The 12,715-nt window shown below is 63.5% G+C and carries 11 protein-coding genes; 9 read left to right on the top strand and 2 right to left on the bottom strand.

The genetic code is table 11. The features are described 5' to 3' along the window. Positions 1-71: 71 nt before the first annotated feature. From glmM to phoR, 8 genes are all read left to right on the top strand, one after another. On the top strand, positions 72-1,424 hold the full coding sequence (glmM, locus tag BFD71_RS06775) for a phosphoglucosamine mutase (protein WP_069262539.1): 1,353 nt from the start codon (positions 72-74) through the stop codon (positions 1,422-1,424). 421 nt (positions 1,425-1,845) lie between these two features. Next, on the top strand, positions 1,846-2,877 hold the full coding sequence (pstS, locus tag BFD71_RS06770; RefSeq protein WP_069262538.1) for a phosphate ABC transporter substrate-binding protein PstS: 1,032 nt from the start codon (positions 1,846-1,848) through the stop codon (positions 2,875-2,877). A 211-nt stretch (positions 2,878-3,088) separates the two neighbouring features. Next, complete coding sequence (gene pstC, locus BFD71_RS06765; protein WP_069262537.1) at positions 3,089-4,075, top strand: phosphate ABC transporter permease PstC; 987 nt, start codon at positions 3,089-3,091, stop codon at positions 4,073-4,075. Positions 4,076-4,083: 8 nt separating this feature from the next. Next, positions 4,084-4,968, top strand: a complete 885-nt coding sequence (pstA, locus tag BFD71_RS06760; protein ID WP_370684256.1) for a phosphate ABC transporter permease PstA — start codon at positions 4,084-4,086, stop codon at positions 4,966-4,968. Between the two features lie 18 nt (positions 4,969-4,986). Then, positions 4,987-5,847: a phosphate ABC transporter ATP-binding protein PstB gene (pstB, locus tag BFD71_RS06755; protein WP_069262535.1), complete on the top strand. Its 861-nt coding sequence runs from the start codon at positions 4,987-4,989 to the stop codon at positions 5,845-5,847. 19 nt (positions 5,848-5,866) lie between these two features. Next, the gene (phoU, locus tag BFD71_RS06750) at positions 5,867-6,571 is read left to right on the top strand and encodes a phosphate signaling complex protein PhoU (protein WP_069262534.1); all 705 of its coding nucleotides are present in this window, start codon (positions 5,867-5,869) and stop codon (positions 6,569-6,571) included. 34 nt (positions 6,572-6,605) lie between these two features. Then, a complete protein-coding gene (gene phoB / locus BFD71_RS06745; protein WP_042261377.1) occupies positions 6,606-7,307 on the top strand; it encodes a phosphate regulon transcriptional regulator PhoB in 702 nt (233 codons plus the stop codon). Between the two features lie 132 nt (positions 7,308-7,439). Beyond that, positions 7,440-8,753 (top strand): phosphate regulon sensor histidine kinase PhoR, encoded by a 1,314-nt coding sequence (phoR, locus tag BFD71_RS06740; RefSeq protein ID WP_069262533.1) that lies wholly within the window; start codon positions 7,440-7,442, stop codon positions 8,751-8,753. Positions 8,754-8,832: 79 nt separating this feature from the next. On the opposite strand, the gene ppk1 is transcribed toward phoR, so the two are convergent. Together ppk1 and BFD71_RS42060 are read right to left on the bottom strand one after the other, a co-directional pair. Further along, positions 8,833-10,896 carry a polyphosphate kinase 1 gene (ppk1, locus tag BFD71_RS06735; protein WP_069262532.1) on the bottom strand — a complete coding sequence of 688 codons (2,064 nt, stop codon included), beginning with the start codon at positions 10,894-10,896 and terminating at the stop codon, positions 8,833-8,835. 111 nt (positions 10,897-11,007) lie between these two features. Next, on the bottom strand, positions 11,008-11,211 hold the full coding sequence (locus BFD71_RS42060; protein ID WP_256094572.1) for a hypothetical protein: 204 nt from the start codon (positions 11,209-11,211) through the stop codon (positions 11,008-11,010). On the opposite strand from BFD71_RS42060, the gene ppx reads away from it, so the two are divergent. Continuing rightward, positions 11,111-12,712 (top strand): exopolyphosphatase, encoded by a 1,602-nt coding sequence (gene ppx / locus BFD71_RS06730; RefSeq protein WP_069262531.1) that lies wholly within the window; start codon positions 11,111-11,113, stop codon positions 12,710-12,712. The two genes, BFD71_RS42060 and ppx, sit on opposite strands and share 101 nt — an antisense overlap. Positions 12,713-12,715 lie beyond the last annotated feature (3 nt).

The following is a 12,715-nucleotide window of genomic DNA, read 5'->3' as shown; positions in this document are numbered from 1 at the left end:
GCGAAGTGCGCCGGAGCGGCTCCGGGCGCCACAATACAGGACAAAGCAGCACCAAACCGAGGGGTAGAAAGATGGGACGTCGTTATTTCGGAACTGATGGAGTGCGTGGCAAGGTCGGCGAGGCGCCGATCACGCCCGATTTCGTGCTTCGGCTAGGCTATGCCGCGGGCAAGGTGCTCGCGGGGTCGGCAGCGGCATCCGGGCCGCGCCCGTCCGTGCTGATCGGCAAGGACACGCGTATTTCGGGCTATATGCTCGAAGCCTCCCTGGAAGCGGGGCTCTCGGCTGCGGGCATCGACGTGATGCTGGCCGGGCCAATGACGACGCCAGGCATCGCCTATCTCACGCGTGCGCTGCGGCTGGCCGCGGGCGTCGTGATCAGCGCGTCGCACAATCCCTACTACGACAACGGCATCAAGTTCTTCTCCGCCGACGGCAACAAGCTCCCCGACGACGTGGAGACGCTGATCGAGGAGCAGCTCGAGCAGCCGCTCGCCTGCGCGCCGTCCGAACAGCTTGGCCGCGCACGCCGCCTGCACGACGCGGGCGGGCGCTACATCGAGTTCTGCAAGAGCACGTTCCCGCAGGCGTTCAACCTGCGCGGCCTGAAGCTCGTGATCGATTGCGCCAACGGTGCGGCTTATGACATCGCGCCGCACGTGTTCCACGAGCTGGGCGCGGACGTGATTCCGATCGGTGTGTCGCCGAACGGGTTCAACATCAACGACGGCGTGGGCGCGACCGCGCCCGACGCGCTCGTGCGCGCCGTGCGTGCGAATCATGCGGACCTCGGCATCGCGCTCGACGGCGACGCCGACCGTCTGCAGATCGTCGATGCCCAGGGCCGCCTCTACAACGGTGACGAGCTGCTCTATGTGCTCGTGAAGGACCGCATCGCGACCGACGGCAAAGTGGAAGGGGCAGTTGGCACGCTCATGACCAATCTCGCGGTGGAGCAGGCGCTCGAAGGCCTCGGCGTACAGCTGGTGCGCGCGAACGTGGGCGACCGCTACGTGCTGGAGCAACTTCGCGAGCGCGGCTGGCAGCTCGGCGCGGAAGGCTCGGGCCACATTCTTTCGCTCGACCGCCACACCACCGGCGACGGCATCGTCTCGGCGCTGCTCGTGCTCGCGGCGATGAAGCGCAGCGGCAAGACGATCGCGCAGCTGCTCGACGGCGTGAAGCTGTTTCCGCAGAAGCTCATCAACGTGCGCATCGCGCAGGGCGCCGACTGGAAGGGCAACGCCGAGATCCAGCAATCGATCGCTTCCGCCGAGGCCGAATTAAAGGGCAAGGGCCGTGTGTTGATTCGCGCTTCAGGGACGGAGCCGGTCCTGCGTGTGATGGTCGAAGCCCGCGAGGAGCGCGACACGATGCATTACGCCGAGGCGATCGCCAGTGTGGTGAAGCGTTCGATCGCGTGATCGCCGACGATTCAGTCGCGCAAGTCGCGCGACTGAATCACGCTTGCGCCTAACCGATGAGCACGACGTTGCAATCCGCCGTCGTGCTCATTTTTTTGCGATTTATTCGGCGTCACAAGGGAAGCAGGCAAACGTTTAAAACAATCGCATAACGGTTTGCAAACCATTTTCGAGGAAATCCTCGAATTTTTTCATGCGACCCTCAGCATCCGCCAAACTCCCGCGTGGCGGGCTTTTCAGCTATCCAGGCACGTGCAGGCCATGTCGCAACCGCGCCTGCAAAGTCGCCCAAAACGCATATCCACGCGCCTTTCAGCCAGTAATCGAACTGTCACGTTCGCTTCATGAATCGTCACAGTACTGTCACAGAGACCCCCTAAGCTTCGCGGTGTCGTTCATCCGCTCACACACTGGAGGTCTCATGAAATTGATGCAAACCGCGCTCGCTGGCGTTGCTGGCGCGCTCTTCGCGATCGCAGCGCAGGCTGCTGACATCACCGGCGCGGGCAGCACCTTCGCAGCACCGATCTATACGAAATGGGCGGATGCCTACCAAAAGGCGGGCGGCGGCAAGGTGAACTACCAAGGTATTGGTTCGTCGGGCGGCATCAAGCAGATTCAGGCCAAGACCGTTGACTTCGCGGGCTCGGACGCTCCGCTGAAGGACGAGGATCTGGCCAAGGAAGGCCTGTTCCAGTTCCCGACGGTGGTCGGCGGCGTCGTGCCGGCGATCAACGTGCCGGGCGTGAAGCCGGGCGAGATCACCCTGTCGGGCCCGGTGCTCGGCGATATCTACCTCGGCAAGATCAAGAAGTGGAACGATCCGGCCATCGTCGCCCTGAACCCGAAGGTCAAGCTGCCTGACCTCGACATCGCCGTGGTCCGCCGCGCCGATGGTTCGGGCACCAGCTTCATCTGGACGAACTACCTGTCGAAGGTCAACCCCGACTGGAAGAGCAAGGTCGGCGAAGGCACGACCGTGAACTGGCCGACGGGTACGGGCGGCAAGGGCAACGACGGCGTCGCAGCCTTCGTGCAGCGTCTGCCGGGCGCGATCGGCTACGTCGAGTGGGCGTACGCCAAGCAAAATCACATGGTCTACACTGCCATGAAGAACGAGGCGGGCACTGTGGTTCAGCCGGACACCGAAACGTTCAAGGCAGCGGCCGCTGGCGCGGACTGGAAGAAGTCGTTCTACCAGATCCTCACGAACGAGCCGGGCAAGGACGCATGGCCGGTCGTCGGCGCGACCTTCGTGCTGCTGCACACGGCACAGGACAAGCCGGACCAGGGCAAGGAAACGCTCAAGTTCTTCGACTGGGCCTTCAAGAACGGTACGCCGGCTGCTGACAGCCTCGACTACATCTCGCTGCCGCAGTCGGTCGTGAGCGAAATCAAGTCGCAGTGGAAGGAGAAGGTCAAGGACGCGAGCGGCAAGCCGGTCGCCGAGTAAGCAGGGCGTCAGGCAAGTGTAAAAAAAGGCCGCCGCGTGACGCGCGCGGCCTGTTCGCTTGTGGCTTGCCTGAATCCGCGCTGTCCAAGATGTGCCGTCCGCCTTCCGGCTGAGTCGTCAGTATTAACGGCCGGAAGTCGGGCGATCTGCAGTCCCACGGCTGCATCAACGTCGTGAGCCCGCGCTCGCGGCAACTGGAACCCAGGTCACCATGTCCGACGTCCCGCTCGTGTCGAACCCGCCCGGCAACGCCGCGCAGCAAAAAGCGCCCAGCCCGGCAGGGGACATCATTTTTGGCGGCCTCGCACGCCTCGCTGCCATCGTCACGTTGTTGCTGCTCGGCGGCATCATCGTGTCACTGATCGTCGCCTCGTTGCCGACGATCCAGAAATTCGGTTTCGCATTCCTCTGGACTGCCGACTGGGATCCACCCAGCGAGCAGTTCGGCGCGCTCGTGCCCATCTACGGCACGATCGCCACCTCGATCATCGCGCTCATCATCGCCGTGCCTGTGAGCTTCGGCATTGCGCTGTTCCTCACTGAGCTTTCGCCGGCGTGGCTGCGCCGTCCGCTCGGCATCGCCATCGAACTGCTCGCCGCGATCCCGTCGATCGTCTACGGTATGTGGGGTCTGCTCGTCTTTGCGCCGATCTTCGCGCAGTGGTTCGAAAAGCCGCTCGGCTCGCTGCTCGGCGGCATGCCGATCGTCGGCGCGCTGTTCCAGGGCGCGCCCATCGGCATCGGCATTCTGTGCGCCGGCGTGATTCTCGCGATCATGATCATTCCGTATATCGCTTCGGTCATGCGCGACGTGTTCGAAGTCACGCCCGTACTGCTCAAGGAGTCGGCTTACGGCATTGGCTGCACGACATGGGAAGTGATGTGGAAGATCGTGCTGCCGTTCACCAAGACCGGCGTGATCGGCGGCGTGATGCTGGGTCTCGGCCGAGCGCTCGGCGAGACGATGGCCGTCACGTTCGTGATCGGCAATACGAACCTGCTCGACAACGTGTCGCTCTTTTCACCGGGCAACAGCATCACCTCGGCGCTCGCCAACGAGTTCGCGGAAGCGAGCCCGGGCCTGCACACCGCCGCGCTGATGGAACTCGGCCTGATCCTTTTCGTGATCACCTTCATCGTGCTGTCGATCTCGAAGCTCATGTTGCTGCGCCTTGAAAAAGCGGAGGGTGCGCGATGAGCGAACCGATGATGAAAATTCCGGGCGCGATTTACGGCCCCGAACTGGAGCGCATGCGCGACAAGCTGCAGCGTCGCCGCCGCGTGACCAATGCGATCGCGCTCACGTGCTCGCTCGCTGCGATGGTGTTCGGCCTGATCTGGCTCGTGTGGATTCTCTACACGACGCTCTCGCTTGGGATCGGCGGCCTTTCGGTGGAACTGTTCACGCAGTCCACGCCGCCGCCGAACACCGACGGCGGCGGTCTCGCCAACGCCATCATCGGCAGCTTGATGCTCGTTGCGATCGCAACGTTCGTCGGCACGCCGATCGGGATTCTCGCGGGCATCTATCTCGCGGAATATGGCCAGAAGGGCTGGCTCGCGGGCGTCACGCGCTTCATCAACGACATTCTGCTGTCGGCGCCTTCGATCGTCGTGGGCCTGTTCGTGTACGCGCTCGTCGTGGCGAAGATGGGGCACTTCAGCGGCTGGGCCGGCGCGATTGCGCTGGCGCTCCTGCAGGTTCCGATCGTGATTCGCACGACCGAGAACATGCTCAAGCTCGTGCCGAACAACCTGCGTGAAGCGGCATTCGCGCTCGGCACGCCGAAGTGGAAGATGGTGATGTCGATCACGCTGAAGGCTTCGATCGCCGGTATCGTGACGGGCGTGCTGCTGGCGGTTGCGCGTATCGCCGGCGAAACCGCGCCGCTGCTCTTCACCGCGCTGTCGAACCAGTTCTTCACCGCGAACATGAATCAACCGATCGCGAACCTGCCGGTCACGATCTTCAAGTTTGCGATGAGCCCGTTTGCGCAGTGGCAGTCGCTTGCGTGGGCCGGCGTTTTCCTGATCACGCTCGGCGTGCTGGGTCTGAATATCCTCGCGCGCACGATCTTTTCGAACAAGTAAGCAAGGGCGGAGTTCCCGATGAACATGGCTGAGAGTCACCTCAACACCGCTGCGCACGGCAATGCGCCCTCCGCTGGGTTTGGACCTGCGGATCCCGCCCAGAACGCACGCCTGCCGGCGCTGGGCAAGCCGAAGATCGAAGTGAAGGACCTGAACTTCTTCTACGGCAAGTACCACGCGCTGAAGAACATCAACCTGCAGATTCCCGAAGGCAAGGTGACGGCGTTCATCGGCCCGTCGGGCTGCGGCAAGTCCACGCTCCTGCGCACCTTCAACAAGATGTTCGCGCTCTATCCGGAGCAGCGCGCCGAGGGCGAAATCGTCATGGACGGCGAGAACCTGCTCACGACCAGGCGCGACATCTCGCTTTTGCGTGCGCGTATCGGCATGGTGTTCCAGAAGCCGACCCCGTTCCCGATGTCGATTTACGACAACATCGCGTTCGGCGTGAAGATGTTCGAGAAGCTCTCGCGCCCGGAAATGGATGACCGCGTCGAATGGGCGCTCACCAAGGCCGCGCTCTGGAACGAAGTGAAGGACAAGCTCGGCCAGAGCGGCTACGGCCTCTCGGGCGGCCAGCAGCAGCGCCTATGCATCGCGCGCGGCATTGCGATCCGCCCCGAAGTGCTGCTGCTCGACGAGCCGTGCTCGGCGCTCGACCCCATTTCCACCGGCCGCATCGAAGAGCTGATCGCGGAACTCAAGAGCGATTACACGGTGGTGATCGTCACCCATAACATGCAGCAGGCCGCGCGTTGCTCGGACTACACTGCTTACATGTACCTTGGTGAGCTGATCGAATTCGGTGACACCGAAAAGATCTTCATCAAGCCGGTCCGCAAGGAAACGGAAGACTACATCACCGGCCGCTTCGGCTAATCGGAGCAGGGAGCAAATCATGTCCGACAAACACTTGTCCAGCCAGTTCGACGCCGATTTGAACCTCATTTCGTCGAAGGTGCTCGAAATGGGCGGCCTCGTCGAATCGCAGATCATCACGGCAATGCAGGCATTGAACGAGTTCGACGGCGCCGCCGCCGAGCGCGTGATCGCCGCCGAAGACCGCCTCAACACGATGGAAGTCGAGATCGACGAGGAGTGCAGCAACATCATCGCGCGCCGCCAGCCGGCCGCGCGCGACCTGCGCCTCGTGCTCGCCATTTCGAAGACCATCACGAACCTCGAGCGCGCCGGCGACGAAGCCGAGAAGATCGCCAAGCGCACCAAACGCCTGATGGAAGACGGCGCTTCGCGCGCGGTCAACATCGCCGAGATCAAGGTCTCGGGCGAAATGGCCGTGTCGATCCTGCGCCGCGCGCTCGACGCGTTCGCGCGTCTCGACACCGTGGCCGCCGCGCAGATCGTGCGCGACGACAAGGCGATCGACGAGGAATTCCGCGCGTTCGTGCGCAAACTCGTGAGCTACATGATGGAAGATCCGCGCACGATTTCGGTGGGCCTCGACTATCTGTTCATCGCCAAGGCGATCGAGCGGATCGGCGACCACGCGAAGAACATCGCGGAATTCATCATCTACATCGTGAAGGGCACCGACGTGCGCCACAAGTCGCGCGACGCGCTCGAACGCGAAGCGCTCAGCTAATTCACTCCATAGGTAACAAGGTCAAGAGGTGCCGATGCCTAGCAGCATTCTCGTCATCGAAGATGAGCCCGCCATTTCCGAGCTGATTTCGGTGAACCTGCAGCACGCAGGCCACTGCCCGATCCGCGCCTACAACGCGGAGCAGGCGCAAAACCTGATCAGCGACGTGCTGCCCGATCTCATCCTGCTGGACTGGATGTTGCCGGGCAAGTCGGGTGTGAACTTCGCGCGCGACTTGCGCAACAACGAACGCACGAAGCATATTCCGATCATCATGCTGACCGCGCGCGGCGACGAGCAGGATAAGGTGCTCGGCCTCGAAATCGGCGCTGACGATTACGTGACGAAGCCGTTTTCGCCCAAGGAGCTGATGGCGCGCATCAAGGCGGTGCTGCGCCGCCGTGCGCCGCAGCTCACGGAAGACGTGGTGGCGATCAACGGTCTGAAGCTGGACCCGGCCACGCACCGCGTGGCGGCCGCCGCCGAAGGCTCGGAAATCAAGCTCGATCTCGGCCCGACCGAATTCCGCCTGCTGCACTTCTTCATGACGCATCCGGAGCGCGTGCATAGCCGTACGCAACTTCTCGACCAGGTATGGGGCGATCACGTGTTCGTAGAAGAGCGCACGGTGGACGTGCATATCAAGCGTCTGCGCGCCGCGCTCAAGCCGGCAGGGTGCGATGCTATGATCGAAACGGTGCGCGGCAGCGGCTACCGTCTCGCCAAGAGCGCCTGAGCTGGACCCATGGCCGCGCCGCAGGGTGACTCACCGGGCGGCGCGACCGTTTCACTGCCGCCGGTATTCGCGCGGTAGTCACTCGATGTCGCGTGCCCGCATCCGACCGTATTTATCTTCGATCGCAGGAACATGAACATCATCTGGGCGCGCTCCCTCGTATCGATCGTGTTGCTCGCGCTCATGTGCGCGGGCGTTGGCGCGATTTTCGGCGTCAAGATCGCGCTGAGCATCGCCGTGCTGGCGCTGCTCGCGCAAATGCTCTTCAGCACGTTTCACAAGCAGCGTCTGTGGCGCCTGCTCGACGCGCCGGTCTACGGCGAAGTACCGAGCGCTCCCGGCATCTGGGGCGAAATCTACTACCGTCTGCATAAGCTCGCGAAGCGCTGGCACGCTCAGGTGCGCCAGGTGGAGCAGCAGCATTCGCGCTTCATCCAGGCGATCCAGGCGTCGCCCAACGGCGTCGCCATGCTCGACGACCACGACCAGATCGAGTGGTGCAACGCGATCTCGGAAGTTCACTTCGGCCTCGATGCGAGGCGCGACCTGCGCCAGCACATCACGCATCTCGTGCGTCAGCCCGACTTCGTGCGCTACCTCAATTCGCACGATTACAAGGACATGCTGATCATGCGAGGCATGGGCGCGAAGCGTCAGAACGTGATCTCGGTGCAGGTGTTTCCGTACGGCGAGAACCGCAAGCTCATCCTGTCGCAGGACATCACCGAACTCGAGCGCACCGACGCCATGCGGCGCGACTTCGTGGCCAACGTCTCGCACGAGCTGAAAACGCCGATCACGGTGCTCTCGGGCTTCCTCGAGACGATGCGCGAGCTGCCGCTTGGCGAAGCCGAGCGCAATCGCTACCTGGAACTGATGGAGCAACAGGCCTCGCGCATGCGCCATATCGTCACCGACCTGCTCGTGCTCGCCAAGCTCGAAGGCGAGGGGCGCCAGCCCGGCGACCACATGGTCGATATGCGCGCGGTGCTCGGGCACGTGCGCGAGGACGCCGAAAGCCTTTCGGGCGGGCGTCACCGCATCACGGCCGATTTCGACGACGGACTGAGCGTCACCGGTTCCGAAACCGAGATCATGAGCGCGCTCGGCAATCTGGCGACCAACGCGGTGCGCTACACGCCGGACGGCGGGACGGTGCATCTGTCGTGGCGCGCAGAACACGGCAGCGCGGTCTTCGCGGTCACCGACAGCGGCCTCGGCATTCCGGCCGCCGATATTCCGCGCCTGACCGAGCGCTTCTATCGTGTGGACCGCAGCCGCTCGCGCGATACGGGCGGCACGGGACTGGGTCTCGCGATCGTCAAGCACGTGCTGCAGCGTCACGACGCGGCGCTCGAAGTGAAGAGCGAGGAAGGGCGGGGCAGCACGTTCACGGTGCGCTTTCCGGCCGCGCGCACGACGAGACGGCAGCCGGCGCCGGCGTAACGAAGCGCCGTCGCAATTGAAAAAGCCGCTTCATTCGAAGCGGCTTTTTTGCGTTCAGCGTTATTGCTCCGTCAAGGCATCACGGACAGAACTTCGCCAGCAAGCTCAACTGCGCATTGCGCACGGCCTTGCCCGCGCGGCGGCGGCGATAGTGGCCGTCGCTTTGCATGAGCCACGCCGATTGATTGTCGCCGAGGAAGGTGGAAAGCCCTTCGGCGATCACGCGGCGCTTGAGCCTGCGGTCGTGAATCGGGAACGCCACTTCGACGCGGCGGAACAGGTTGCGATCCATCCAGTCCGCGCTCGACAGATAGACGTCTTCCTTACCGCCCGCATAGAAGTAGTAGATGCGGTGGTGCTCGAGGAAACGCCCGACGATCGAGCGCACGGTGATGTTCTCGGAGAGCCCCGGCACGCCGGGCTGCAACGAGCACACGCCACGGATGATCAGATCGATCTTCACGCCGGCCTGCGATGCTTCGTACAACTCGTCGATCACGGTCGGCTCGAGCAGCGCGTTCATCTTCGCGACGATGCGCGCCTTCTTGCCCGCGCGCGCGGCATCGGCTTCGTTGCGGATCGCCTCGATCATCTTCGGATGCAGCGTGAACGGCGACTGCCACAGATCGTGCAGCTGCAGCTCGCCGCCGATGCCGGTGAGCTGCTGGAAGACGTGGTGCACGTCCTCGCACATCTTCGGCTCCGAGGTCATGAGGCCGAAGTCGGTATAGAGGCGTGCCGTGCGCGGGTGGTAGTTGCCCGTGCCCAGGTGCACGTAGCGGCGCAGCACCATGCGCCCGTTCACGGGCACGCGGCGCACGATCAGCATCATCTTGGCGTGGCACTTGTGGCCCACCACGCCGTACACCACGTGCGCGCCCACGGCTTCGAGCTGCGCGGCCCAGTTGATGTTGGTCTCTTCGTCGAAGCGCGCGAGCAGCTCCACCACCACCGTCACTTCCTTGCCGTTGCGCGCGGCCTGCATGAGCGCGTCCATGAGCGGCGAGTCGGTGCCGGTGCGGTAGATCGTCTGCTTGATCGCGACGACGTTCGGGTCGTTCGCGGCCTGCAGCAGTAGTTCGAGCACGGGCTGGAAGCTCTCGTACGGATGATGCAGGAGCACGTCGCCCTGATCGATCACATCGAACATGTTGCTGTTCGCGGCAATGCGGCGCGGAATCGCGGGCACGTGCGGCACGAACTTGAGGTCGGGGCGATCGACCATCTCGGGCAGCTGCATGAGCCGTACGAGATTCACGGGGCCATCGACGAAATAGCAGTCCTTTTCGTCAAGGCCGCTTTCGTCGAGCAGGCGCTTCACGAGATGCGGGGGCGTTTCCGCCGACACTTCGAGACGCACCGCATTGCCGAGGTGCCGCGCGGGCAGTTCGCCCTGCAGCGCCACGCGCAGGTTGGTGATTTCGTCTTCGTCGACGAAGAGTTCACTGTTGCGCGTGATGCGGAACTGGTTGCAGCTGCGCACGACGAGGCTCGGGAACAGCTCGCCCACGAAGCGCTGCAAGAGCGAGCCGAGCAGCACGAAGCCGTGCTGGAAACCGGAAAGCTCCTGCGGCATGCGCACGAGGCGCGGCAGCGCGCGCGGCGCCTGCACGATGCCCATGACGGCCTGCCGCCCGAAAGCGTCCTTGCCTTCGAGTTCGACCACGAAGTTCAGACTCTTGTTGAGCACGCGCGGGAACGGGTGCGCGGGATCGAGCCCGATGGGCGTGAGAACGGGCAGCAGTTCGTCGAAGAAGTATTTGCGCGCCCATGCGGTTTGCGCTTCGTTCCAGGCGTCGGTGCCGTGGAAGTAGATGCCTTCCTGTTCGAGCGCGGGCAGCACGGTGTCGTGCAGCATGCGGTACTGGCGATGCACGAGACGCTGCGCGCGCTCGACCACGAGGTCGTACACGTGCTGCAGCGACATGCCGTCGGGCGAGAGCACGCCCGGGTTGTCGCGCATCTGCTCCTGAAGCCCGGCCATACGGACTTCGAAGAATTCGTCGAGGTTGCTGCTGGTGATACAGATGAAGCGCAAGCGCTCCAGCAAAGGAACAGCGGGATCGGACGCCTGTGCGAGCACGCGCTCATTGAATCCCAGAATGCCCAGTTCGCGATTGAGTAGGGGATAGCGGATGGACATCGGCAATGAAAACGGAATGTCAGGAATGGATTCGAACGGACGCTCGGAAATTCTCACAGTAATATGACTTTATTGTGACTTTCGAAGTGTCATAAATTTTACGCCGCATTTTCACGAAATCGACAAGTCGCGTTGCGAACATGCACGCTGGGTAAAAGTACCCATGGTCATGACCAATGCGAGGAGCGACATGGTGAAGTCGGCTACGCTTAAAATGACGCATTTGGACAGCGCGGCGGCGGCGCAGCAAGCCCGCATGGCTGCGCGTTCGTCTCTGTATGCACGCATGGAGCCTGCCCCTTCGATGGTCACCAATCCCCAACTGCTTGCCGCCGTCGATCTCGGTTCGAACAGCTTTCGTCTGATCGTCGGCCGCGTCGAGGAAACCGATGCCGGCAGCCAGATCTACCCGGTGGACGCGCTGCGCGAACCGGTGCGCCTCGCGGCCGGCCTCTCGAGGGACAAACTGCTCGACCGCGCCTCGCAGGTGCGCGGCTGGGACGCGCTCAAGCGCTTCGGCGAGCGCCTGCGCGACTTTCATCCCGACCAGGTGCGCGCGGTGGCGACCAATACGCTGCGTGTCGCCAAGAACGCGCGCGAGTTTCTCACCGAGGCGGAAGCCGCGCTCGGGTTCCCGATCGAAGTGATCGCGGGGCGCGAAGAAGCGCGCCTCATCTATGCGGGCGCCGCGCACTCGGTGCCGGCGAGCGCGGGCAAGCGCTTCGTGGTGGACATCGGCGGCGGCTCGACCGAGTTCATCATCGGCGCGCACTACACGCCGATCCGCATGGAAAGCCTCTATATCGGCTGCGTGAGCCATAGCCGCCAGTTCTTCCCGTCGGGCAACGTCGACGAGTACACCATGCGCCAGGCCGAACTCGCGGCCACGCGTGAAATCCAGATCATTTCCTCCGACTACCGCAAGACCGGCTGGGACCAGGCGATCGGCTCGTCGGGTACGGCGCGCGCGCTCGCAGAACTCGTCGAGGCGAACGGCTTCAACGATCCCGGCATCACGCACGGCATTTCGCGCGGTGGCCTCGAACGCCTGAAGCGCGCGCTCATCAAGGCCGAGAACGTCAACCGGCTCAAGCTCGTCGCGCTCAAGCCCGACCGCATCCCGGTGCTGGCGGGCGGTCTCTCGATCATGATCGCGGTGTTCGAGGAGCTCGGTATCGACTATGTCGACACCACGGACGGCGCGTTGCGCCTGGGCGTGCTCTACGACCTGCTGGGCCGTTCGCAGCACGAGGACATGCGTACGGTGACGGTGGAGGGCTTCATGCGCCGCTACGGCGTGGATCGTGCGCAGGCGGGGCGCATTGGCGAGCTGGCCGTGAAGTTCTACGATCAGTTCGAGGAGCCCGACGACGAGCGCCGCGAAGAGAACCGCATGTTCCTCACGTGGGCGGCGTCGCTGCACGAAATCGGGCTTTCCATCTCGCACAGCGCGTACCACAAGCATTCGGCCTACATCGCCAGCAACGCGGACATGCCCGGCTTCTCGCGCACCGACCAGGCGCGCCTCGCCGCGCTGGTGCTCGGCCACGTGGGCAAGCTCGGCAAGCTCTCGCAAACGCGCGATGTGGAATGGACGCTGCTGTTCTGTCTGCGTCTCGCCGCGCTGCTGACGCGCCGCCGCGCCGATGTCGGTCTGCCGCACATCAAGGTGGAGGAGGAGGGCAACGGCTACGAAGTGCTGCTGCCCAATGCCTGGGTTCAGAATAATCCGCTCACCGATTACAACCTCGTTCAGGAAGCGGCGGAATGGGGCAAGATCGGCATTCCGTATCGCGTGGTCTATACGGAGGAGTGAGCA

It is taken from the genome of Paraburkholderia nodosa, from assembly GCF_001718195.1.
GTDB lineage: Bacteria > Pseudomonadota > Gammaproteobacteria > Burkholderiales > Burkholderiaceae > Paraburkholderia > Paraburkholderia nodosa_A.
Note: the sequence above shows the minus strand (reverse complement) of the source record. Positions and strands in the feature narration are given on the sequence as shown.

Coding starts and splice junctions, on each gene's coding strand:
- pstB (WP_069262535.1), top strand. CDS start 4,987: ATGAACATGGCTGAGAGTCACCTCAACACCGCTGCGCACGGCAATGCG.
- pstS (WP_069262538.1), top strand. CDS start 1,846: ATGAAATTGATGCAAACCGCGCTCGCTGGCGTTGCTGGCGCGCTCTTC.
- pstA (WP_370684256.1), top strand. CDS start 4,084: ATGATGAAAATTCCGGGCGCGATTTACGGCCCCGAACTGGAGCGCATG.
- ppx (WP_069262531.1), top strand. CDS start 11,111: ATGACGCATTTGGACAGCGCGGCGGCGGCGCAGCAAGCCCGCATGGCT.
- phoU (WP_069262534.1), top strand. CDS start 5,867: ATGTCCGACAAACACTTGTCCAGCCAGTTCGACGCCGATTTGAACCTC.
- glmM (WP_069262539.1), top strand. CDS start 72: ATGGGACGTCGTTATTTCGGAACTGATGGAGTGCGTGGCAAGGTCGGC.
- phoR (WP_069262533.1), top strand. CDS start 7,440: ATGAACATCATCTGGGCGCGCTCCCTCGTATCGATCGTGTTGCTCGCG.
- pstC (WP_069262537.1), top strand. CDS start 3,089: ATGTCCGACGTCCCGCTCGTGTCGAACCCGCCCGGCAACGCCGCGCAG.
- ppk1 (WP_069262532.1), bottom strand. CDS start 10,896: ATGTCCATCCGCTATCCCCTACTCAATCGCGAACTGGGCATTCTGGGA.
- phoB (WP_042261377.1), top strand. CDS start 6,606: ATGCCTAGCAGCATTCTCGTCATCGAAGATGAGCCCGCCATTTCCGAG.